Origin of the sequence: Aquipluma nitroreducens (assembly GCF_009689585.1) — a bacterium.
Taxonomy (GTDB): Bacteria; Bacteroidota; Bacteroidia; order Bacteroidales; family Prolixibacteraceae; genus Aquipluma; species Aquipluma nitroreducens.
In genome coordinates, this window is sequence record NZ_AP018694.1 from 336,132 (window position 1) to 361,426 (window position 25,295).

16 protein-coding genes are annotated in these 25,295 nt (G+C 43.0%); all 16 read right to left on the bottom strand.

All coding sequences use genetic code 11. The annotated features are described in order from the left end of the window. Positions 1 to 6: 6 nt before the first annotated feature. Positions 7 to 2,364, bottom strand: coding sequence for a glycoside hydrolase family 3 C-terminal domain-containing protein (locus AQPE_RS01425; protein WP_318349257.1), 2,358 nt, complete (start codon positions 2,362 to 2,364; stop codon positions 7 to 9). A gap of 256 nt (positions 2,365 to 2,620) precedes the next feature. Beyond that, positions 2,621 to 4,381: an alpha-L-rhamnosidase-related protein gene (locus AQPE_RS01430; protein WP_318349258.1), complete on the bottom strand. Its 1,761-nt coding sequence runs from the start codon at positions 4,379 to 4,381 to the stop codon at positions 2,621 to 2,623. Positions 4,382 to 4,473: 92 nt separating this feature from the next. Next, entirely contained in the window at positions 4,474 to 6,903 is a 2,430-nt protein-coding gene (locus AQPE_RS01435) for a glycoside hydrolase family 88 protein (protein WP_318349259.1), read from the bottom strand. Between the two features lie 36 nt (positions 6,904 to 6,939). Next, positions 6,940 to 9,330, bottom strand: coding sequence for an alpha-L-rhamnosidase-related protein (locus AQPE_RS01440; protein ID WP_318349260.1), 2,391 nt, complete (start codon positions 9,328 to 9,330; stop codon positions 6,940 to 6,942). 17 nt (positions 9,331 to 9,347) lie between these two features. Further along, positions 9,348 to 10,265, bottom strand: coding sequence for a hypothetical protein (locus AQPE_RS01445; RefSeq protein ID WP_318349261.1), 918 nt, complete (start codon positions 10,263 to 10,265; stop codon positions 9,348 to 9,350). Positions 10,266 to 10,288: 23 nt separating this feature from the next. Then, the gene (locus tag AQPE_RS01450; protein ID WP_318349262.1) at positions 10,289 to 11,401 is read right to left on the bottom strand and encodes a M24 family metallopeptidase; all 1,113 of its coding nucleotides are present in this window, start codon (positions 11,399 to 11,401) and stop codon (positions 10,289 to 10,291) included. A gap of 11 nt (positions 11,402 to 11,412) precedes the next feature. Continuing rightward, positions 11,413 to 12,513, bottom strand: coding sequence for a phosphotriesterase family protein (locus AQPE_RS01455; protein ID WP_318349263.1), 1,101 nt, complete (start codon positions 12,511 to 12,513; stop codon positions 11,413 to 11,415). A gap of 21 nt (positions 12,514 to 12,534) precedes the next feature. Continuing rightward, positions 12,535 to 13,656 (bottom strand): mandelate racemase/muconate lactonizing enzyme family protein, encoded by a 1,122-nt coding sequence (locus AQPE_RS01460; RefSeq protein ID WP_318349264.1) that lies wholly within the window; start codon positions 13,654 to 13,656, stop codon positions 12,535 to 12,537. 21 nt (positions 13,657 to 13,677) lie between these two features. Next, the gene (locus tag AQPE_RS01465; RefSeq protein WP_318349265.1) at positions 13,678 to 14,637 is read right to left on the bottom strand and encodes a DMT family transporter; all 960 of its coding nucleotides are present in this window, start codon (positions 14,635 to 14,637) and stop codon (positions 13,678 to 13,680) included. Positions 14,638 to 14,680: 43 nt separating this feature from the next. After that, a complete protein-coding gene (locus AQPE_RS01470; protein WP_318349266.1) occupies positions 14,681 to 15,451 on the bottom strand; it encodes an SDR family NAD(P)-dependent oxidoreductase in 771 nt (256 codons plus the stop codon). 12 nt (positions 15,452 to 15,463) lie between these two features. After that, complete coding sequence (locus AQPE_RS01475) at positions 15,464 to 16,144, bottom strand: RraA family protein (protein WP_318349267.1); 681 nt, start codon at positions 16,142 to 16,144, stop codon at positions 15,464 to 15,466. A gap of 92 nt (positions 16,145 to 16,236) precedes the next feature. Continuing rightward, a complete protein-coding gene (locus tag AQPE_RS01480; RefSeq protein WP_318349268.1) occupies positions 16,237 to 18,078 on the bottom strand; it encodes a hypothetical protein in 1,842 nt (613 codons plus the stop codon). 152 nt (positions 18,079 to 18,230) lie between these two features. Beyond that, complete coding sequence (locus AQPE_RS01485) at positions 18,231 to 20,984, bottom strand: CehA/McbA family metallohydrolase (protein WP_318349269.1); 2,754 nt, start codon at positions 20,982 to 20,984, stop codon at positions 18,231 to 18,233. Between the two features lie 51 nt (positions 20,985 to 21,035). Then, the gene (locus tag AQPE_RS01490) at positions 21,036 to 22,655 is read right to left on the bottom strand and encodes a hypothetical protein (RefSeq protein ID WP_318349270.1); all 1,620 of its coding nucleotides are present in this window, start codon (positions 22,653 to 22,655) and stop codon (positions 21,036 to 21,038) included. Between the two features lie 165 nt (positions 22,656 to 22,820). Next, a complete protein-coding gene (locus AQPE_RS01495) occupies positions 22,821 to 24,284 on the bottom strand; it encodes a choice-of-anchor Q domain-containing protein (RefSeq protein ID WP_318349271.1) in 1,464 nt (487 codons plus the stop codon). A 69-nt stretch (positions 24,285 to 24,353) separates the two neighbouring features. After that, positions 24,354 to 25,289 carry a DMT family transporter gene (locus tag AQPE_RS01500; protein WP_318349272.1) on the bottom strand — a complete coding sequence of 312 codons (936 nt, stop codon included), beginning with the start codon at positions 25,287 to 25,289 and terminating at the stop codon, positions 24,354 to 24,356. Positions 25,290 to 25,295 lie beyond the last annotated feature (6 nt).

Here is a 25,295-nt window from a genome sequence, read left to right on the forward strand (position 1 = left end):
GCTATTTTATTCCTTCACTTCAAATTCTCCTTTCAGCCGAATATCTTCTGACGAGCTTCCCACCATCACGCGGAAAGTTCCCGGCTCTACTACCCAGTGCATATCCCCGTTAAGAAGTGCCAGGTCTTTGGGAAGAAGCCTGAAAGTTACCGTTTGTTTTTCTCCCGGTTCAAGTTTTAGTTTTTTGAAACGTTTAAGTTCTTTGATGGGTGTGGTAACACTGCTTAAAACATCACTGGTGTATAGTTGTACGACCTCTTCCCCACTGCGGGTACCGGTATTTTTTACGTCGAGGGCTATTTCTGTTTCCCCTCCTGAGAGTAATTGCTGCGGTTGAATTTTAAGGTTACTGTATTCAAATGTTGTGTAGCTCAGCCCGTACCCGAATTCGTACAGGGGGAGCGCCGACATGTCCTTGTATTGTTCCCATTTGCTTTTGGAATGGTTGTAATATACCGGTAGCTGACCGGAATGGCGCGGCACCGAAACGGGGAGCCGCCCACTGGGATTATAATCGCCAAAAAGCACTTCTGCAATTGCATTGCCGCCCTGCTCTCCGCACATCCAGGCTTCTACTATGGCCGGAGAATTTTCGGCAGCCCATCGAACTGATAAAGGCCTGCCATTTATTAGCACAAGAATGGTGGGCGTTCCCGTGGCATGTACGGCTTCGAGCAGGTTTTCCTGTAGGCCGGTCAAATCCAGGCTGGCCATGTCTCTGCCTTCTCCATTGGTTTCATTTCCGGATTCCCCGACTACCACAATGGCAATATCGGCGCTTTTCGCGGCTTTCACGGCTTTGTCGATCTCGTTTAATTTGTCGCCCATAATATCGCAGCCTTTTACATAGGTAATTTTTGTTCCGGGAGAAACTTTATTCCTGATACCTTCCAGAGGTGTAACAATGTGCTGTGGTATAACCTGCGGGATATAATCGCCCAACTGGTTCATGGGGGCATCTGCGTTCGGGCCGATCACAGCAATGGAACCCATATTTTTTTTCAGTGGCAAAATGCTCTTATTGTTTTTTAGCAGTACAATCCCTTCTCTGGCGGCTTGCAGTGCAAGGTCAATGTGTTCTTTGCTGTGGACAATTTTTGTGGCAAAAGCGGGGTCGACATACGGGTTTTCGAACAAGCCCAGTTTGAATTTCAGTTTCAGGATATGCCGTACTGCGTTATCTATGGCGCTCATTGGGACTTCGCCTTCCTCAACACTTTTAACAAGAGCGCCCATGTAAGCTTCTTCAAGCGAAATACCCACATCAACACCAGCCATTACGGCTATCTGGCCCGCCTTTTTCTGCGTTTTCGCCATGTATTCGCCCCGTATGGTGCTTATGCCGTCACCTTCGCTTAATACTACTCCCTCAAAACCCATTTCTTCACGAAGCACTTTTTTTAGCAGGAATTCAGAACCATGCGTTACCACATCGTCAACCGCAGGGTATTGGGCCATTACTGAAAGGGCCCCGCCTTCTTTTATGGCGGTAACCCAAGGGGGCAAGAACACCTGTCGTAGTTTTCTCTCGGAGATTTCCATGGCTCCTCTTTCAAGCCCGCTGGCTGGTTCGCTTTGCCCGGGATATGCTGTAAATACGGTTACGGCTTTATCATTTTTGGAAATATCGTATCCTTGTATTGCTTCTACAATATTCCTGGCAATTTCAGAGCACATGTAAGGATCTTCTGAATATCCTTCCTGGTTCCGGCCCATTCTCGGGTCTCTGTTTGGTTCAATTACCAGCGTGGAAAGCATATGGGCGCCAGTGCCCCTTCCTTCTTTGGCCACTACACTGTAAATATTTTTTACCATTTCCATGTTCCAGGTACTGGCAATGGCCAGGCCTTCGGGGAAAACAGTGCCTCCCGCGCACATAAAGCCGTGTGTCCCTTCCTCGGTGTTCAGCAGTGGGATTCCCAAACGGGTTTCTTCTACGGCTATTTTTTGGAGTTCGTTAAAAAATTCGGCTTGTTTTTGTGTGCCTTCATAAACAATCCTGTCAGCAATGGTAAAAAAGCCACCTATCGGTCCTATTTCATCGTTGTGGTTTCCACGGGCAAGTTTTCTGCACCCTTCCATTTGTTTGGCCCGCTCTTCAGGCGTAAACAGCCTGAAAATGCATTCCATACCTACTTCTACGCCCCACCCAATGCCCTTTTTATATCCGCAGGGCATGTTCATCTGCCCAACTTTTTCTTTCAGCGTCATGCGCGAAAGCAAGTCGTCTACCCTTTGTTCGATTGGTAGATTAGGGTTCTTGTATAAAGCAACATTGTCATCCGTGTGCGCAAAATGATTGTATTCCTGATTATTTACTTTTCCATTATTCCTTTCGGTAGATTCCTGAGCGGGTTTAGGCATTTTGAAAATGAAACTTGACAAAGTTGACCCTATGCCTGTAATACATAGCATCAACAGGAACACCTTCAAGTAATCTATTTTTGTTGATCGCTTATTTATCATTTTTCTAAGATTTTTCTAAGGTTTTTTAAATGTACAATATTAAAAGGAGGTGATGTGCCCGTCAATGTCTGAAAGCGCAAAAGGCATGTCTAAATGAGCAGTCAAATTGCCAATTCACTGCATCGGTCAACCAAATATTGATTAACACTATAAATTACTTTTCTAATAATACGTTTATTTCTTTGGGGGCCTGGTAAGATGTTTTTACTTGGCCATCGTCCATTCGTTGATGGGAAACAGATAATATCCCATATGGAGTTGGAAATGTTCCTCTTACCCATTTCAAATCCCCTAAATTCGGTTTAATCCGGATTGTTTTACAGCCTGGTTCCAACACCTCAATTCCCAACACATATTGTGATAGCCAACTGGTGGGCCCTGATGCCCAACCGTGGCATAAGCTATGTCGGAATCCTTTATAGCAATAATCCCCAAAATCTCCGTGAATGTCGGCTTTTCCTTCAGGAACCAGTTCATCGATCCGTCCGGCATTTTTCATCCAATCAATATTAAAATCTTCCCAGAATGTAGTAGCCCCGAGGTCGAGCATTCCTCCCCAATATTCCCGGATATTATCCAAAGCGCCCTGATAATCACCGTCCAATGCCCGTGCTTTCAGCATATAATACCCATAGAAGGTTGACATATTATGTACCCCGTTCTTCGACAAGAGTTCCGAGTTTGATTTTTCAGGAGATACGAGTCCCGAAAGCGCAAGCAAGGCCGCCGCTTGCTTTGATCCGGCCATGTTTGGTATATGCTTGCGGAGCTTTTCAAGCGACGATTGACAAAGCTCAGTTGTTTCAGTATCACCCAAAAAACGGCACAGATCCAATCCATTTTGAAAAGCCATTACCATCAGCGACTGCAAACCGGCATGAATGGCGGCTTGGTTTACGCTTGATGGCCAATCAAGAAACCGCAAGCCATCGAGCATCTCTTTTCCGTCCGAATCTATTTTAGTTGACAACTGATGTAACAAAGCTGCCAGATACTTTTGTTGCTCCTTAAGATATTTTAAATCACCCTGGTAATAAAACCAGTCATGCTGGATGAGTATCCACCATATTGAGTATGAGCTAATGGTATTCATCCAGTCAGGAAGCGGGGTCTGGTCCCGGATCAAATCAAGACTTTTAGGCACAACTTCATTGAACCCAAATACTGAATTAATTGTCATTACTTCAGGGTGCATATCTCCAATCCAGACTAAACGATCACGCTTGATGCCGTCCCACAAATAGTCCTGCATGTTTAAATGAACGGTATAAGCCCCTGTCATCCATATACTATTTAATCGTTCATCGCTGGAGATGAATGATCCGAGGTAAGGTATGTCCAGGTATGAAAAGGAGGCGCTGATTTCTTTTATCTCAATGCTTTTGTCCGGGTCGATCAAATCGATCCGAACAAAGCGAAATCCCGTGTTCCCAACCTCAATACCTCCCAGCCAGGGCATAGAAATAACAAAATCGCGCATAGCATGGTCGTTCGTCGCATTATTTTGGCCTATATCACTCATTGCCTCGCTTACCGATTCACCAAAACGAATACGCACCCTTCCCATTTGTTTATCATTTCCAATCGATGTAATTATCGAAAGCCCTCCGTGAATCTCTCTGCCAAAGTCAAGTAAAATACCAGGATACGAATCCCCGTGACTAACCAATTTGAGGTATTCCCCTTTGATTAATTCAGGTTGGCCATTACCGGGATTTAAAATGGCATTGGCATTTTTTACTTGATTACCTGACTTATCTGAAGTCCACACAATCCTTTGGGGCGAAAGATATTTCCTCACGATTTTGGTCGATCGGGTCTTAAGGAGCGAATCGTCCTTAAAAAACGCTGGTAACTGCGCATTTACCTCGAAGGCGAGCATTGATAAAAGGATAAAAACTATACATTTATTCATAAGTTTTATTTTTTAAGTTATAAAAAAGCGGGCAATTATTAAATTTGAGTTATGCCCAATCGTTTAAAACTCCACTGTAAAATCAGATTTTGCTATTCATTTTCTAAAGTAATCATTTCCTTTCCAGCTAAAAGAAATGCTCCGGAGGCATATACATGCCATTGATACTCAAAAAAAGGATAAGGAGAACCTGCCACTTGCTGTACGTATCCAAGCCGGCCATTCTGATTAACATTGCGACAAAGAGCAGACCATGCCTTTTCAACATTTACCTGGTATTTTTTCCCTAATAACCCGTTATTGATCCCCCACGCAAGGGCATAGGTAATCAACGCGCTACTGCTGGATTCCCCAATATTTAAATATTCTGGGTCCAACAGGCTCACCCTCCACAGCCCATCATCTCCCTGAAGCCTGATTAATTTTTCAGCCATTTCCCTGTATTGCTGTTCAAATGCCTTTCTATTTCGATAATCCCCGGGCATCAACGATAAAACCCGTGCTAAACCAGCAACGACCCATCCATTTCCTCTTGCCCAAAATATTTTTCTGTTATTTGCAGATCTCTCCTCAAAATACCGGTCGTCCCGATAGTACAGGGAATCGTCTTTTGAATATAAATAGTCAGAAGTTTTCCACCACTGAGCATCCAAATATTCTAAATATTTTATTTCACCGGTCACTTTCCACATGTGGGCAAATGAAGGGGGCGCCATAAAAAGGGCATCACACCATGACCACCACTTAAAACGGTCTCGGTTTTTATCAAAACGAACATCGGTTTTTTCTTGCGAGGCAACTTCCAGGTTATAGTCAACTACCTTTTTTGCATGATCAATCCTGATTGGACTTTTGTCCAATTGATACAGCCACGCCCATGAATCAATAATTAGTAACTGATCGGCATGAAGATATTCATCCATAGTATGCCACCTCTTTGACTGGCCAATATTGATCAGTTCGTCTTTATACTTGTCGTCATGGTTTACTTCATACAAAGCTCTTAACCCGACATAAAAGGTACCATAATGCCAATCGATATTCTTCAGGTCATAGATAGGATTAGCCAATTGCCAATCGGCCACACGTCTCATAATACTGGCAACAGAGCCTTTTTTCAAAGTACTCTTCACCAGTGGAGAAACCAGGTTCATCTTGATCGATGAGTGAAACCTGTCTTTAAAATTATCCGGAAGGTTTTCCGGCTCTTGTTTACCTTTACTGCCTCCGTAATTGGTGTTCTGCATCCACAATACTTGCAATGGATTCCCATCTTTTGCATTCAGGACCGGGCACGGCCTAATGTTATCTTTGGTGGATCCATTGGTGATCTTTGCAATTTCCCAGGATGCTCCTAAGTCTGGGGTCGACCACTTGTCAATTTCAAAAATACTGTCACGTTTTACCGAAAAATAGACGGTGTTTGGAGATTCATGGTCGATACTGATTCCTCCGGAATAATATTTACACGGATGGAATGAACCTTCATCCACAGGGGGCAGAAATCCTTGGGTAATTAATAAATTAGATTTTGCCCATATTTTACCATTCCACCGCGCATAGGAATAAACGTGAGTCGAATCATTGGGGAAATTCATATACGCAATTACCGGGCTTCCATGGTCATCTTGTGCAATATCACAACCTTCTACGGCAATTTCGTTATTTTTTATCGCATCGTAAACGATGTCCAGCTTATCCGGATTGATCGGCAGTTTTTTAACTTGTTGCCCGTGGATTGTAAAGAAATGGCCACCTTGATAATACAAGTAATTCATGAAATTACGCCCTTTATTATTGGGCGATTCGTGGGTAAAAAGAAGATGGACTTTATCCTTGCCATTTGAGTGTAATTTCAGATCGGTTTTCCAGTTTTCGCTTTTTCCCCCATAATCAAAAAACCATTGGAATCCTGACCAGGTCTCCCCATCATCGTCAGAATACGAATAACCCGACTTTCCGATTGTTCCACTGATAAAAACGTAAATTCTTCCATTCTCCTGAGGCAGCATGACCGGGATAATTGAAATATAGTGATCTTTCTTCTGATCGGCGCTATCCATTTTATCCCCCGGTACACGAATTACTTTTAAATCCGACCATTCGCTTATCTCTTCGTGGCTGTTTGCCCTGATCATGGAAATGGCTGTTCCTCCAGGTTGAGAAAAAAAGACGATTAGCCTCCCATGCTTATCAAAAGTTAAAGCAGGCGCATAACGATCATTTATTTGTAAGCTGTCATGTAAAGTTTTCGATTGTATATCTCCGGTTTTATGATCATAACAGGCAACATGTATGTCTCCATAATTATCAATCCATCCGCTATATGTCCGTTGATGGTTACCTTCATAATGAATTGCCCGTGGACTGGAATCCATGTTCCACATGCCGTTGAAAGTAAACGACAGGTAAGATTCAGAATCATTGCCCCCAGGTGTCAAAAATATTTGTTTGGACAAAGGCTGGGAAAAGGCAACCTGAATCATCGACAGGTAAAATACGATTAAATTGATTCGTTTCATGGTTATTGTTTTGTGAGCTTGAATACCGAATATTTTCTACTCTATTTTGATATTGGTTGTGTTTATAAGGTCTATTTTCTGGTTGTTCCAAATGAACGTTCCTTTCAGGTTTTGAGGCAGTTCTATTGAACCTTTCAGGCCATTGTCCCCTGTTCTTTCCAGATGAAAATATATGGCGCCCAGCGGATGGGGCATTTGGCCGTTAATCCATTTTAAACTGCCCAACGCAGGCTCAATAACTACTTCTTTGAAACCAGGTTTCGACGGGCGGATACCGGCGACCAGAGCCAGGAATTCGTAATTGGGACTGGCGCTCCAGGCATGGCAATCGGATCTCGTTGGATCGGGCCGTTCAGCAAACGTGGTCAGTCCTTCTTTCAGCATATCCTTCCATAAATCGAGTGTTTGAAGGTACGTGCCGCCCATGCCGGCTTTTTGCAGGGCCCGGGTAAGGTAGAACCGGAAATACATCGTTGCTTTGATCAAATGATCGTCTTTTTGAATACGTTCCAGCATTTCCTTTTGTTCGCCCGATGGGATGGCATCGGTAAGAGCGCCAAATATCTGGGCATGCATGGAATATTCTGTTTGGTCGGGAGTGTCGGCAATATACCCGTTGTGCTGGTTTTTACACTTTCCCGTAACCGCGTTTACCAGCGAATTGGCAATTGAGCGGTAATATCCGCCGTTCATCTTATAATTGTCGAGAAGCTCGGCAGCATGCCTGGCCGAATAAGCAAGATGAAGGGTTAAAATGGAAGATTGCCCCTCTGCCCCGCCTTTGGGGACGCCTCCCACACCTTTTTCAATATTCCATTCCCATTCGTCGGGCCAATCCACAAAATTCCAATAGGGAACCTTTCCCAGTAAACCTGTTTTTGGATCGATGTGATCAATAAACCAATCCAAGATACTTTTCACGCCGTTCAGTTTGCTTCTTACAAAAACAGAGTCGTCGCGTAACATCCAATAGTCGTGTACCATATCGACCCAAAACAGCGAATAAGGAGGGATAACCTGTGGTACCGCGGCCGGGTACCGGCTCATGGTAAGCCCTTCGCTGAAACGCGAGTCACCGAACATCTGGATGGCTTGCCTGGCTAACCGGTCATCACCTGAAACATAAAGAGAGATTAATGCCTGGATACGGGTATCGCCAACATATTGAAGCTGCTCGTAATAAGGGCAATCGAAATAGGTTTCGTTGGCGCAAAGACGGGCGGTTTGCCAGCCTGTATCCCAAATGCCGTCGAGTGTTTTGTCGTCCGATTCAAATACGGCTTTTTTTTCCAGCGGGTAGGCCGTGAATACGCTTCGGACATCGTTGATTTTTAAGGTCTGGCCGGCTGTTTTTATTTCAACCTGAACGTATCGCCAGGTACGGAACCACAGTGTTTTAAACATTCGGTTGTCGCCGCCGTCGGGCATAAAATAATCGGAATAACCAATCACATGCTTTCCTTCGATCTCGTTCCGGTTCCCTTTTTTATAATTGTTATCGAACATGGCTTCGGCATAGGTAAATTTGATTTCGCTCCCTTTGCCTCCTGATGTGATCATTTCGGGGTAGGCTGTTGTTAAAATGCCCTGGTCGATAAGAAACTGGACTTTCTGGTTGGGTTTTATTTCAAGAGGCTGGGTTCCTTTCAAAAAATTTGCCGGGACATTCAACCCTTCACTTCTGCGTATCGATGAAAACCGCTGGGGTTTCATTTCCATGAAGGGTATTTCGCGTGGCGCCAGGCCCCAGTTAATGCTGGTACCAGCTACCCTGGGTTGCCCTAAGGTTATTTCTGCCGACTGTTCCCATGTTTTATCGTCGAATGACAATTCATTCCAGCCCCAGAGGTATTTTTCGCCGTTGATGCGAACACAGGGCCCCACAACGATGTATTGTTTGTCGGGTGTTTTACCACTTTCGGGAGTGTATGCCCAATCGCGTATAACTTTCCAGCTTTTATTTGTATTGATTATGTTTTCGGCTTCGGAATTGCCCTGGAGGATGAACCCTGTTTGTATTGAAAATTGGGCCGCCGGTTTAAATTGGGCATAATTCCATACTTCGGCAGCAATAACGTTTTTACCGGGTACCAAGTAGGGGGCAATATCAACTGTTTCGAAACGCCAGTGAAGCAGGTCTCCCCTGCTTGGGCCGAGGCATACAAATTGTCCGTTAACGTACAATTTATAACGGTTGTCGGCCGAAACATGAACAATAAACTGCCCGGGCTTTTTATCGAGCATAATTGTTTTCCTGAAATGATAAACCCCATAGGTAACCGGCGATTCGGTGGGATGGTTAATCCAGTAAGCGGCCCAGCGCCCGGTTAATAGTTCAGGGTTAATCCTATTGGTGGTTGCTTTTTGTGAAAAACCCGGTAAGGCCAACAAGAAAGAAAACAAAGCAAAAAGGGTTTTAGTATTCATGGGTGTAGTTTTAGCTTCTATTTTTTCGGAGACAGGACCGATTTCACAAATGGCAATACGTTCTTATCGATCGATTCTTCAGTGTTTTGGACAAGCGCCTTGCCGAGATACCAGTGTTCGGTGTGTTCAACCATGCCTCCTGGGGGTATTTTCACAAACGGGCCTACTGTTTCTATTTCAACAAAACCACCATTCATGTAAAGCTCGTTATTGCAATTATAGTCGGCATATGCTGCATTTTCGTCATACCCGAATGTTTTAACAAACAGGTCTCCATGGAGGCAATATGCAGCCCAGCCTTGCTTGTTCAGTATCCCTATTTTTTGTTCCGATTTGATAGCAGGGTCGAAATTCATCCGTATGTATTTTTCGCCCCATACCCACCGTGGATCGCTCATTTGGGTGTAGTACCACAGAACAAGGGGCCTGGATGGCAAAAGGTAGTGTTCGGGATCGATATATGGTTCCTGCGGCAGGATTGCGGCGCCTCCACCGGCAAGCGCTGTAATTGGCCAGGGTGACAGTTCAATATCCCAGATATTTTTATTGGTGATGCGATGCAATACTTTAACCTGGTTATAGGAAGGGTCTAATGTAATTTCCATTTCTTTAACCACGCCGGTTAAAGGGTCTTTTGCCTGCGAAAGGGTTAATGTTTCCCCGTTCCATAAATGTTCAACCTTCCCATTGTCGGGGGCATACGATCGCGGCATTACTTCAGGGGCAAGCCATAGCCTGTGCCCCCCGTATATGCGCCATTGGTCCCCCCCGGTTTTCCCTTTATCTCCGGGCGAGACATGAAACAGGTTCTGCCCGCCTTTATACCCGAAACTAATAACACGGGGGCCGACATCGGTTGTAACGATTAGTTCCACATTGCCATTGCTCACTTTTAAACAATTTGCCCAACCTTCAAAATTTATTTTCTCAAACATGATTTACAATTTATTAAGGTCGCTTAAAAACAATGCTGAAATTGAGTAAGTACCTCGCAACCCGTTTCGGTAACAAGCACCATATGCTCAAGCCGGATTCCAAAACCCTTTTCATAAATTGCTGGTTCAAGCGCGATAACCATATTAGGCTCCACTACCGTATTGTTATACCGGACAATCCTTGGTTCTTCATGGTACAATGTCCCAACGCCATGGCCACCATGATGTGGAAAATTACCCGCATGTTTTCGCATGAGGTCGTCAATTTCCGAAGCTTTAATACCTGGGCGTACAGCGCTTATCGCATGATTAAGCGCTTGTTTCACCGATTCAAACGTTTTCATTTGCCCCGAAGTAGGCTTACCGATCACTTTAGTATTGCACGAATCGCCCCAATATCCGTTAAAACAAGGAGTTAGGTCACTAAGGATTAAGTCGCCTTCCTGTATCGTTTTATTTGTTGGGATCCCTCCGCCTGAAGCGGTACGGGCGCCACTTACCAGGTCGACCATTATCGGGATCCTTGTGCCAACCGATGCCTCAATTTCTAAACGTACCAGGCTAAAAAGCTCAAGTTCGGTCATCCCTGCCTGGGCATATTTTATAACTGCCGATTGCCCAATGTCGCTTAATGCTGTTGCTTTCCGGATATTTTTTATTTCATCAGCGTCCTTAACGGCTTTTATGCGAGAAACCTCTCCGGTAATGTTGACGAATTCCATTTCGGAATATTTTGCCTTCAGCGAATTGGCTATAACGTAAGGAAATGTATTTTGCTCTATTCCAATCCGGGCTTTTGACATCCCAATTTGTTTCAGCATTTCATGCAACTGAATCAAAAAATGATTGGTAAAATCCAGCGGCTCTTCATACACATAGCTGGCGTATTTTCTCACCGAAACCTCTATTCCAGGCACAGGCGCCGTTAATGATTCATTATCAGCAATGACTATGCCCATAAATTGATCAGGGACGACGACCAATGCAGCAGGCAGTAGCTGAAATGGAGAAGGCCCCGTCTCAAAATTGTAATAATATCCGCTAAAGCACTTTAACGACGAAGCCGAGGTGAAAATAAAAACATCAATATTTTCACGTTCGCCAACACTTTTTAATCTTTCTATTCTTTGAACCATTGGAAATAATATTACAAACTGTCATTTGAAAAAAAATTCCGGGGATTATCGACGAGGAAGGTATTCACCTCTTTCATACTGAAGCCGGCCTTTAACAACATAGGCACAACATCTGTCATCATGTAGGCAAAGGTTCGGTTTGATGCATTAGGGTCAAAATTAGGTTCGCCCCCACCTTCAAATATCTTCCTCCCTTTCTCCCAATGCCAATTGCTATCAACAGAAACAATAATTCTATTCGCATAACCGGCATCACAAAGTGACCGAAGAAAAGCAACAAGTTCATCCCAGGGAGTATAATAATTCTGCCCAAATGTGTCAACCTCCAGGTAACCACCTGCTTTCACGATATCAAGCAATTCTCCGGGCTTCCCTTTGCGGCCAACATCAACATGTGATAAAAGAATCTGACGGGGATTTGCCCCAGTTTTCACCAGTAAATCAAATTGTTCAGGTGCGTTACCGGTGTGCGTTGCAATAGGCGTACCCGTTGCTTTGTTTACACGGGCTGCGGAACGGAAGGCTTTTTTCTCCCAATCGGTCAGGGTCCTTCCATCCTCGGCAACCTTTATGATCCCTGCTTTTAATTTAGTACCATCAATACCTACTTTTACATCTTTTAAGAGCAGTTCTTCCATTTGCCTTTCGTCGTCCATATCTGCCATCCATTGCGGACTTTTCGATTGCCTATAGAAACCAGTAGATGCAATAATATTAACAGGCGTCCTATTTGCAATCTGCTCGTAAAGCTCCATGGGCCTGAAAGGGGTAAGGTCTACAACAGTATCAATTCCTACCCTTGCTGCATCGTTCAGAACTGAAACGGCAAAGTCAATGGTCTCTGGTAGTAAATCTTCACGGATAGGCTCGTAACCAACATTTTCCGCCATTGTTCCGGCAAACCAAAGAATGTGCTCGTGCATCAGAGTTGTTCCCAACTTATCAGAGGCAACTTCTCCTTTTAAAGTCGGGACCATTTTGTATTTCTTCCTTGCTGAACTTGCACCCAAACTATTTGTGGCCGGAAAGGTTGCCAATGCTACCGAAGCAAAAGACAAAGCGCCTTTTGTGAGAAAAGAACGCCGGTTACTTAAATTTTTAAACGATCCCATAGGTCTGGTTTCAGATGATTACTACAAAATACTTACTCCATATTTGCGAATCACTTCCGGATTAAGCTCAATGCCTAATCCCGGAGCTGTTGGAACATCAACAAAACCATCTTTTTGAACAAATGGTTTTGCCAAAAGCTCTTTCCGGATGCCCGATTCGGTAACCGAGAATTCAAGAAATGGCGCATGCTGTACCGACGCGATCAGATGAATGGACGCTGCGACAAGAACCCCTGTTTTAAACGCGTGGGGAATGCAAAGAATGTTGGCGTCAGCCGCGATGGTTGCTATTTTTTTTGCTTCTGTCAACCCGCCACAGCGCGACATATCGGGCTGGACCACATCGATACCAGTTTCTTCTATCAAGCGTTTAAATGCCAACCGTCCGCTTTCTTCTTCCCCGGTAGCAATGCGAACCGGTGATTGTTCGGTCAATCTACGGAACCCGTTCAGGTCTTCGGCCGGAAGCGCTTCTTCCAACCAGTAAATATTGGATTGCTCCATGGCTTTGGCAGCATAAATAGCTTCGCGCAACCGGTAGCGTTTTCCTATGTCGATCATGATTTCCATATCGTCGCCCGCAGCTTTACGAGCGGTTTTTACCAGTTCCACATCGTACCTGACATCGTAACCCAATGGCCCCCAACCTAATTTTATGGCCGTAAAACCTTCGGCCCGGTGTTTCTCGACCAAGGCTTTAACCCCATCGTGTTTATCGGGCATTAATGCGCTGGCATACGGACGGACTTTGGTACAATAGCTCCCGCCCAGCAGTTTATGAACCGGCTTCCCGGTTGCTTTTCCCATAATGTCCCAAATAGCCATATCGATGCCGCTCATCACGTGCATCACGGGGCCGCTGCGTCCGTAGTAATAAGTTTTGGCCCACATGTCGTTCCATATTTGCTCGTAGTCAAACGGATCGGCCCCAACAACAACTTCCCTTAATCCATAGCATGTTCCATGTGACATGTACGCATCAACAATCGCTTTTCCAACAATTGGGGCAGTGTCAACTTCACCGTAACCAATTATTCCCTCGTCGGTTTCCACCACAATGAGTAAATCGTCCTGGGTGCCATCGGCTGCCGACGAAATCTCCGGCAGTTTAAGCATGATGGCTTTTACATTAGTAATTTTCATCTTTCTTAGTTGTATTAATTTTTATTCGTGTTTCTTTGAAAATAATTTTTTAAAAAATAACAACAGGTCATTTTCGTAAACGGTTACCATCAAGGTACTGACAAAAATTATGCTTCCTCCAACGACCATTAACAGGGATATTTTTTCGTTAAGCAAAACAATTCCCATTAATCCGATAAAAAAGGGAAACAGGTAGCTGCCTAAAATTGCCTGAGTTACATCCATCCGTTTTAGAACATAGAAGAACAGCAAGGCAGGTATCCCGTATACAAAGACACTTAGTTCGAGTATTCCATATACGGCAATATTTCCCAATTGAATAAACTCTTTGAAATGAAACGGTTCGACCCATATTAATAATGGGATACTGGCAATACTTCCGATAATGGAACTATAAACCAGAATTTCCAGTTCTGTAAATTTTTTGTCCACCAGCAATTTGCAATAGGTATTATAGAAAGCACAACAGAGGCAGGCGAATAAAAAAATCATATTTCCCAGAAAATATTGCCCATGAAAAAGATCTGCTCCTTTAATATCAGAAACAGAGGTCATTAACACGCCCAATAGAGCCAGAATAAAACTTGCAATACGAACAAAATTTAATTTTTCGTTGAGCATAAAGGAGGCCATAATTGCTACCAGTACCGGAATTGTTAAGGTGATGATACCGGCATTAGCGGCAATAGTTTTCTGCGATCCCAGTGTATAGGCATATTGCATAATAAAAATGCCCACCGTTCCTGATAAAATAAAATATTTGATATCGTTCCATTTCCACCGGAATTTTACACCCCGCTTTTTATTTTCCATCCAAAGGATTGGAAGGAAAATGAGTGTACTTAAAACCAGGGGCACAAATGCAACTGTAATCGGGCCTAATCGGTCGCCAATAAGCCGTATAACCGGAACCTGGGTTCCCCACAGAAAGTTGATGATAACCAATAAACCCCAATCCAGTGTTTTTTGTGATTTTATCATATCTTGTTTTTAATAAATAACATAGTAAACAACTATAAAACACCTATTGGGGAGGTAATCCTGAGCCAAAACCTCCGTCAACAACAACAGAGGAACCTGTAATAAACGATGCATCATCGGAACTTAAAAATACCGCAACACGAGCAACTTCCTCCGATTTACCAATACGCCACAGGGCGTGTAGTTTCCCTGCCTCAAGGCGGGCTTTTTCAGGATCGGGCTGAACCTGAAAATATCCTTCAGCCAATCCTGCATCGATATAACCCGGACAAATGGCATTGACCCTGACCCCTTCGTGCCCGTGGTCGATGGCCATTGCTTTTGTCAGGCCAACAATAGCTGCTTTTGTAGCGCAATAGCCGGCACACATGGGCTCAACGAAAAAACTGTTCACCGATGACATGTTGACAATGCTCCCTTTGGTTTCGCGCAAATAAGGAAGAAAATATTTTGAGGTAAGGAATACGCCCCCGACGTTTATTGACATTTGGAGACTCCACTCTTCGAAAGTAGTGTCCTCAACTGTTTTGTTAATCTGAATGGCAGCATTGTTCACCAATGCATCAATTTTCGAATATGTTTTTAATGTAAAGTCAACTAACTGCTTAACCGATTCAGGGTTCGAAACATCTGTTTTAAAAGCAATTGCCGTTCTTTTAATTTCTTCTATTTGTTTTACGGTTTCTTCAGCGCCCTGTATGTTCAGGTCGGCGACTACAACTTTTGCCCCTGCTTTGGCAAACTCCAGAGCGCAGGCACGGCCAATACCTGATCCGGAGCCTGTTACAACTACTACACGATTTTCTAGTTTCATTGGATTATCCTTTTACAATGCTTTATATTTTTCATAGACTTCTCGAAGCGATTTCCCGCTCAACAGTTCTTTTCGCGACAAATTTTCGTTGTGAACCTTTTCATTTGCCTTTACAAATACGTCACGTTCAGCCTCTTTCGGGACAACTACAATGCCGTCGAAATCAGCGTAAACGATATCGCCGGAATTAACGAGCACTTCGCCACAACGAACCGGAACATCATAGGCCATTACGATGGCGCGCCCCTTTGAGTCCAGGGGCCGGATACCAGTATAGTACACAGGAAACCCCATTTTCATAATTTTAATGCAATCACGTATTTGGCTATCGCAAACACAACCGGTAACGCCATTTCGTTTGGCAATAGTACTCATCAATTCGCCCCAGGGAGCATTGGTGCCGCCATAATCGGTAGAATGAACTGCAACATCGCCGGCTTTCAATGAATCCATTGCTTCTATTTCAAGCCCATATGGGTTTTCTTCTACTACATGATCGGTTTCCATCCAGCGAAAAGTACGGGCACGGCCAATAAAACCACAATTCTCCGGATCAGGGAGAAGAGGGCGCAGCCTCTGGTGCATAGCCTGGTTTCTGTAACCAAGCTCATCAAGAATATCGCATACTGCGGCCACGTATAGATTCTTCCTGATAAAATCGAACAAATCGGAATCTTTTTGTAATGTTGACATAAACTTATTTTATTATTTTATCTAATTTTTGAGCGTTTCGAACAAATTTCAACCAGATTATTTGATAAAAACCCGGTCGTCACAATTCAAGACTAATTATAATTTACGGACACCGTATAGACTTTGCCCGGATTGACCGTAACCATGGCATATTCGGACCCTTTGATCATTCTTTTTTCAAATTTCGGGCTAAATCCGTCAATGGTTATGCTCTTTATTTTTAAACCGCCATGAATTAACGGAAGCATAAACGTTAATCCATGCGAATTCTTTAAGCCTGATGAAAGCTTAAAGTTCAACTGATTCTTTGTCCAGTTGAAGTCTGTGAAGCTGGCCTCATCTTTCATCTTGAGAAAATCGAGTAACTCTAATGCCGTCCAAACAGGAATGTTATTGTCTTTGGCATAGGCTAGCATCTTCATTAAAGGCTCTTTGGAAAAATAATATTCATTGTTGTGCGATTTAATGCTGACAATGGAATAAACTTCGTTATTCAGGCTCCTGTCAACCAAACCTTTAAAGCAGTTAAAAAAGCCTTCAGGGTCTTTTCTCTCCATATACTGCTGATCGTACACTGAATTAAAGCGCTGGTAAACATTCACGATTTTCCCTTCAGGATCACCGTATTTCATCACCAATCCACTTCCGTTATAATTTCCCTGATTTATTCCCGGGGAACCAAGGAAATGCCTGCCCTGGTTAGAATTCATATCATAATGGGCATAGTTCGCATCCATTTCGATACCATGCTTTTCTTCAAGTTTTGCCTGGGCTGCAAAATCCGGTGTTCCGTCGGCCTCACGTCCAACCCAAACAAACCAGTGGTTGACATTCGTCCGTATGGGCAATCCGAATTTTGTGGCAATCTGGGTTTTAATGTCGCCAAGAATGCTGTCCATGCGGTTCCATGTCGGGTTTGCAGCCTCTTCCGTATCATTGGGGTGTGCTGCAATTTCGTACCCTTTAGCTGTCCATTTATCCACCCATTCTTTCGAAACCTTGTCCACATCTTTAATGTAAATGGTCATTTTGGCGCCCATCGAATCGACATCCCTGAACTGAGGTTCGAAATCGCTTTCATTGTTATCCTCCCCGTCATTGTCCAGTACCGCAAGGCATTTTAACGAATCGGGTAAATACCAGAAGCGTGGTAATGGCTTAGCGCCTGAACTTAAATATTCGATACAATGAGCAAAAAGGTTCATATGCTCATCGGCCTGGTTGATCGTATTTTTACTCGTATCAACCCAGCCATCGGTAAATAGATCCATTCCTCTTAAACCTGGGATTCCATCTTTTTCGACACCGGCAAATAACGGATTACCCTGGCGGGTGTACACAATACTTTTAGGGAGGTTATAAGTGAACGCAATTGCGTGTCCACGACCATAACGATTGATAACAACTGCAGGCCATTTTCTGGGGGGATACGATTTATCAAACAAGTCGGCAATCTTTTGCGCCCCGGCAAGTTTATAATTATCAGCTATTCCATGAAATTGCAATGTTTCGGTTAAAATTCCCTTCCCAATATCGGATTTATCATCAACCGAAATGTATCCTTCGCTTGTCGTACTTTTTTGATCAGCCAATCCGAATAAGTCGCATACTTTATTATCAGGACGAAAGGCTATCAGATTACCTCCATTTTTAACATATCCGATAAGCGTTTCCAATTGGTATTTCGACAATTTAGCCTCAGCCAAAATCACGATATCAAATCCCGATATATAGTCTAATGTAACTTTGGAATCCGAGAGTTTTTCCATAACGAATTCGTTAAAACCATCGGCCTTTAATATTTCTCCGGCATATTCCCCAAAATCTTGATCGGAAGTTAAAACTAGAATCGGAAAATCTTGATGTATCCCTGCATAAGTTATTCCTGAAAAGCAAATAGAAATTGCTATCAAAACAGAAATTATTACCTTCATTTTCATAATATACATAAATCAAATAATTGAAATGTTGTTAAGTTTTTTCTCTTCCTCCGAAAATTAAGAAAAGGCAATTTCAGTACCTCCAATATTAGGTTGCAAGTATTTTCCATTCGATTTAAACAAACCCTGAGTGCGCATTTTAAAATCTAGTTGTTTTGCGATCTTGCTTCTTCCGCTATTTTCAAATAAATGCTTTTCGCTTTCTTATATCTGCCCTGAACAATATTTAAATCGTGTGTGAAATATTTATTCCAATCGTTTCCCGGCGAAGTCTTTTCAATCAGGTTATCAATCCATTTCACAAAATATTGTGCATCTTCGGAACTGGCTCTTACTGGCTTATTATTAACTGTTACATATACCGGTGCGGTGTGGGTTTGATGGCCATTCTCATCAATACGACGGGCACACAACCAACCACTCTGAGCGAAAACCTGATTTACTTTTAATATAACAGGGGTTTCAGGTTGGGCAGTTCCTTCCTGTTTGGCAACCACTTTCCCATTGAAAACCAATTCCAGCGTTCCAGTTAAAGGTTTTACTGATGTCCATTTTACTTCTACCGAAACTGTTCCTTTATTTTTCATTTTTATTTCATCACCTGGTTGGTACTTTCCGTTTACCTTCATGTCAATGAATTCGAGATGACCATTTCGGGAAACTACAGTTCTACCATCTCTGATTGCTTCTATCCATTTGCGATAAGTTAAGGCTCCATCTACCCGTGAATAAGTTAAAAGTGTGCCAAATGGTTCGGATAAATTACATGGGTAATCGGTTCCGGCACAAAGTCCTAACCGTATACCGCAATTAAGTAATTTATAATAAGCATTAATAGTAGCATCAGCGCTATAATTACCATTATTGTGAGATTGCGTACCATACACATCCTCTGAAAAGAAATCGAGCATTCCTAATGCTGCTTCAACCGGATACTCAATTGGAATGCAGCAATTTAAATAATTCTGAATTTGATCATTCAAATATTCAGTATGGCAAAAACCAACAATTCCATTATGCTTTCTGCCATATTCCAGAATTTTGTATGGCGATTCGTCCCATATTTGGTGGGCTTCGGTTAATCCAAGCAAAACTACGTGACCACCAAGTGCCTTATATTCAAAAGTAGTGCCTGCCGGATCCCAGTGCCATTCGGCATCGTAATGTATTATCCTTCCAGAACATGACAGAGGCGAATCCTTTCCGTTAACTTTTGGCAAGTCGATTTCACTTGGTTTAACTTCAGCATCACCCATATCCGCCAATACCGAAATTACTGCAAGATCATTAACCTCCATCATTTCTTTAAGCTTATTCTCAGGAAGTATTTCGCTGACAGCACCACCGCAATCACGATGAACATGCATATCGCCAGCATACCAGTTCGATGGTTCTGGATGAGCTCCAGATGAACCAATCTCCTCGCAATCACCAAAACCAGTTAAGGTAAAAACACAATTGGGAGGAAGACTTGTCTTTATTCTATCATCATTCAGAATTATATCCGCACTTTTATAGAAATTCATATCAGGTGTCGTATAGGTCAGTTTTAATCTGTCGATTGCCGGCAGATTCGTTATTATTCCATTAATGGTAATATTCCTTTTACCAGAATTGCGACCAACAATTACCAATTGACCGTTTGGATTGAGAAAGGAACGGACAACCACGCTGCTATCGCTGACCATCGAGCTAATCCGTGTAGCACCGGGTTTTATGAATTTGTAGACTTGGGCGAATTCATAGAACTGTTTTCTTGGCATCCAACTTTTTGTTGAGGGAATATATTCGATCATTGGTTTGCCATCATCAGGTTGCCAAAAAACCCAGTCATTAGGCGGCGTACTACCCGAACCATTTCGCCTGGCGTGCTGGTAAACACAGTCAAACCCGTCCCAAAAGATATAAGCGTGTGCATTGTCGCCGAGTTGACCCAACATGTTTCCAATGCCAGCCATTTCGGTTACCCAGAATGATTTGTTTGGATTTACGGGGTTGCCGACAATTTTATTATAATTTCCGGCATTGTTCCCGTAGTCGTGAACACCCCAATGATCCAGCTTACTCATGATATAGGGATCTTTTACCATTTCGCCCAGACATAATGCAAATAAATGATCGCCTGCAGCGTCCGGGGATACGAAACGGATGTCGCTCATGCCTATTGCGTCAAGCTTTTTACCGAGTTTCTTAATTATTCGGGCAAACTGTACCGCGTCCGGAATATTCGGGCCTTCAACAAATCCATCCGGATGATCAATGCTTTTTCCTGAAGATACCTGCTCTGTTTCGTTCATAGGCGAAACCAGCGAAAACTTAATTTTAGCCGTGTGCCGTGCGTAATATAGTAACGCGGCAATAGACTCAACGAATTCATCTTCCATCACCGGATTTATTGAATAATCAGTTCCACCCATCCAGCTTTTTTGTTTATCTGGCACTGCAAGAGGCTCTGCTGCAGGCGGGACACCCATCAAACTGATAATTAAACCGTTTGTGATACCCTTCTGATTAAGATAACGCAAAGTTTTCCATACGCCTTGAAATCTTTCATTCGAGAATACTTTGTTGTAATAGGCCCAGTTAAAATTGTTTGGATTGTTATCATCGTTGACTACTTCCCAGTCCATCTCTTCGATTACGGCCCGAAAAATGGTCGCACCGAGTGAATCGACGAGCATGTCAATTGCAGACTGCACCAGTTTTGTATCGCCATATTCGCCGTTATACCACCATGCGGTGTTGATGTTCACGCCAAAACCATCCATTTTTTGAAACTGTTTTGAGCCATCGATTTGAAGCAAAACAACAGATTTTTGGCCAACAACCGTTAAAGGAACAAGGCATAAGAACAGTACGGCTATTCTTAGGGCCAGACGATTCGATTTTTCTTTTTGCATAATAGTTGAATTAAACGCAGTTAGCCGAAGTTATTTTATCCTGATATCAGATTATTTTGAGACTAAAACCTTCCCGGCGTCTTTTTGCCAGATTGTTAATGCGTAGTCTCCCTGCCCGAGGTCCTTCAGCTTAAAAGAACCGGGTTTTAATTCCTGACTGGCAGATATCGCGCTACCGTTTACAGTTATCTGCGAGGGTTTAAAGGCCAATCTCAGGTATACAATTTCATTCCGATCTAAGGCGAAATATTTTACCTGGTTTTCAGTATACTGAATATCTTTCAGTATGCCTTCTGAGTAAAGGATATGATTTTCGTGAGGAGGCGCCCACTCAGGAATACCGGCAAATACCTGATAAAACATTCGGGGGCATTCGCCATAACAATCAGACCACCAGGTCGAAATATTCTTGCTAACAGGACTTTCAAAAGCCATACCTACCGAGTCATTACAATAGGTGACCCAGCTTAATGAGCGGTAAGCTTTTTCCTTGAATGATTCGTCTCCTGAGACCGCGTACCATCGGGCACAGACCGCAGCGTACCTCGCCGTTTGATAATCCATTTTAAACATAAAGGAATCTTGTTCGCCTACAATATTGGCTCCCCACATCGTTGAAGGTTCTCCGGGCTCCGATCTGAAAATGAAGTTATCTTCTGCCCATTTAATCAGTTTAGGGATGTCTGATTTCCATTCGGGGTCGAATTCAGGAAAGTCGAACATACACAACGTGGTATTATTGGCACTCAGGTTGCTTTTATAGGTATTGCTTTTTATGTCCGAATCCGAATGCCCATCGGTCCAATACCCTGTCTTCATTGGGTATTCGAGGATAAAGTTTTTTACCTTGTCGCGGACATCCCTGTATTTATCTACATTACCAATACCAGCTTTTACTAAATTATCAAATAACAGGTAACACCCCGTCCAGTTTGCGCCATATTCTGCTATAGCCTCTCCGGTAGTCATCAATACACGGTAGGGCCATACCGATTTTTCAGCGTTTCCTTCTTTTGCATGGGCGGCCAAAACATCGGCAACGTTTATAGCAGCTGTTAAATATTTTTTATCGCCTGAATAAAGGTACATCCTGTAATAAGTCAATCCCATTTCGCCTGCATGGTCAACCTGTATTTCGTGTAGCTGGAAGCGTTTTGCACTTGTAAATCCCTGAAAGATTGTGTCCCCGGCATTGGTGGTAGTATATGGGAAATTTGACCAGGCAAAAGAAGCGGGACTTGTACCGTGACTAAGGTAATAGTCGGCCATATTCTTGATAATCACCATCACACTGGTATCGCCCGTATAAGCGTAATAAAGACGGGCATTTTCGAACCAGTTGGGTATTTTTTCCGCCACGTCGTTCATCCATGTATCATAATCCTGCACCTTATTGTTTTTGAAGCCGCAATAAAAATAATATTGCGGGTAATTCGACCGCGGAGTAGGTCCTGGACTGTTAGGTACTTTGGTCTTTATGTAATCCCAGCGCAGGTGAAGAAAATGGTCGAAAGCTTTTTCGCGTGGTGTGAACCAGGGAACTATTTTGTTCTCTTTGTCTAATGCCACTTTGTGAGTACAGAAATATTCAATGTCCTTTACTTTGTTTTGGCAACCAGGCAAGGAGATTCCAAATAGTATCGATGCAAATAAAATTTGTTTTTGAATCATTTCCGATTTACTTATTAAATTAATACTCTTTTAAAAACTAAAAATATTCGTGAAGGAGAGACAACTTCTCCCTCACAACATTCTACTCTATAATCTGTTATTCCAACATTAGCTGTGCTTGCCGTCCACGACAGGTCTATTGTTTATCCGTAACGGCAGCAGCAGTTAGTTTGTGAGGTTGCCCGGTGGGGCTTTATCAGAGGAAGGGGTTGAAACACTACTGGCTTCGTAAGCCCCGATGTCCCATGCAATACCCTCAGCGCGGATGACACCGTCTTTGTCGGTTGTGAAGTAGGCGCCCAAGTCAATGCCTTTATCACGGGCAACAGTGTCACCTGAGGTCAAATGAAAATCATTGGTCAATTCATTCGGAACATAGCTCATAAATTTTGGAGCGCTCGTAATAGCCGAAGGCTCATTGCTATCCTTCCACTGTGGAATTGTATAACTCTGTCCCCTGAAGAATATGTAAGGCAATCCGCTAGTCCCGTAATAAATGTTATTGCTGAATGTCCAAGACGCTTCCGTCCAGCCGGTACTCTCCTCGATGTGTACCACCGGAAATGAAGCGCTGGTCCCCATGTTATAAAATATATTGTTTTTGATTTCATTGCCCGATCCGGTTGGATTTGCAGCATAACCCATGATACGAATTGGTAAATACTTATCACTGTTATCGACGAAGGTATTGTTTAGTATTTTTAGATTATCTATTGATAGTATTTTCCCGGGACCTGCATAAAGACGGATATATTCAGGATAACCGTCAATTTGATCCACAATCCTAAAGATGTTATTGTATATCCATACATTGTTATAAGCATGGTCAAACCATACGCCTAGCTGGATCGCAGCATCAGCAACATTACGAAATTCATTGTTATATACTTTTAAAAAATTAGATCCTCCCGCCTGTAAAAAGTCAGGGTGTTCAGGTGTGAGCAGGCTGGTAGTGGCCTTTTCTGCTGTGATAATATTGTTATAAACCGAGAGGCCCGAACTGGTTTGAATGCCATCAGGGCCATAACCGTTTCCCTGGCCGGATAAGATAGAAATATAATTATCGTGGATTTTATTTTGATCAAACTGCGGGGCGCCGCCTGATAACCGGATTGCCGCCCATTCATGGGTGCCGCCGTTGACATTGGAGAGCGAACAATGATGAATTTCATTTAGAACGCCATTGATGTTTATGCCCATCCCTACCTTATCAAAATCAATATTGTTTATCATATGCCCGTTTGTTCCATTTGTTATGCCTATATCGGCGCCGGTAAATAGGATGTGGTTTTGGTTATCATAATTACCATCTACTGTAATATCAGATTTTTGGTTCAAATCAATGCCTGCTCCACTAAAAGTAACTACACCATTATGGTCCTTATTCTGGCCCGCTTTTATTACTATTGGAGAAGAAGAGGATCCAGATGTTCCAACCTTCAAAGTCTCCGAATATGTTTTTGAGGGGCTTCCCCCGCTAATAAATAGGGTATCCCCGGCCTTAACGCCGCTTACACCCCAAACTACACTTCCGAAGCCTGTCCATGCATTCTGCCACGAGGTTCCGTCATTGGTGCCGACAGCATCTCCATCAACGTACCAGTTGGATGCTGAAACTGGTGGTAGCACAACTGCAAAAAAAGCGATCAGGATTAAAAATACATGGCCATAGAGATTTGTAATTTTTGTCATGTCTCTCTAGTTTAAAAGTTTAAAATCTAAAGGACGAATTGGAATGACCTTTTTGTCGGACAAGAGAAACCAGGACCCGATAACTGCCAAACCAATACCTGCAAATTCAACCATTGAAAGCTTTTCTTTCAAAAGCGATAATGCCAAACCAATGGTGAACAATTGTTGAAGCGTAGCAACAACAGGACTTACCTGAGACGCCTTTCCTCCGGCCCGATAGGCAGCATAAACGAATAAAACGCCTAACCCGTCGACCAATCCTGCCAATGATCCAACCCAAAAAGTTTGCGTTGAAAACTTAAATTCAACCAATCCCGATAGGATAAAACCAACCGATATTAAAACCGATGAAGCGATGAAGCTTAAGTAAGACCATTCAGTTGGAATAAAATTGGCCGTTAATTTTTGTGTAGCGCTAAATAATCCAAACAGAAAAAGAGCTAAGAAGGCAAACAATACCCAAATTTCCGGTTTCATATGCTGAAAAAACAAGCCGGGGCCGGTGAACAGTTGAGATTGACCCGACAGTATTATGATTGCAGGTACCACAATCAATATTCCAATGCCATTTATAAGACGGATCTTTTCCTTAAAAATCAGGAGTGCGATCAGGATAGTGACCAACGAATAAAGATTTGTAAATGGAATAACTACTGATGCTTGTCCTCCCATTTTAAAAGATTGATAAACAGATATGTTTCCAATTACCGCCAATAGGCCAGTACTGGTTCCCCAAACAATTCCCTTCAGGTTTACATCTTTCTTTTTACATCTGTAAATCACGAATGGTAAAGAGAACAACATGCCTGCAGTAAATAAAATTTGATAGGTATAGGGGTTCACTTCACCTGAAACATACTTGGTCAATGTTCCCCACACAGACCAGCTAAGCGCTGCAAGAGTTGTATAAACAAGCCATATTCTTTCTCTCAAAACATTCATTCTTTT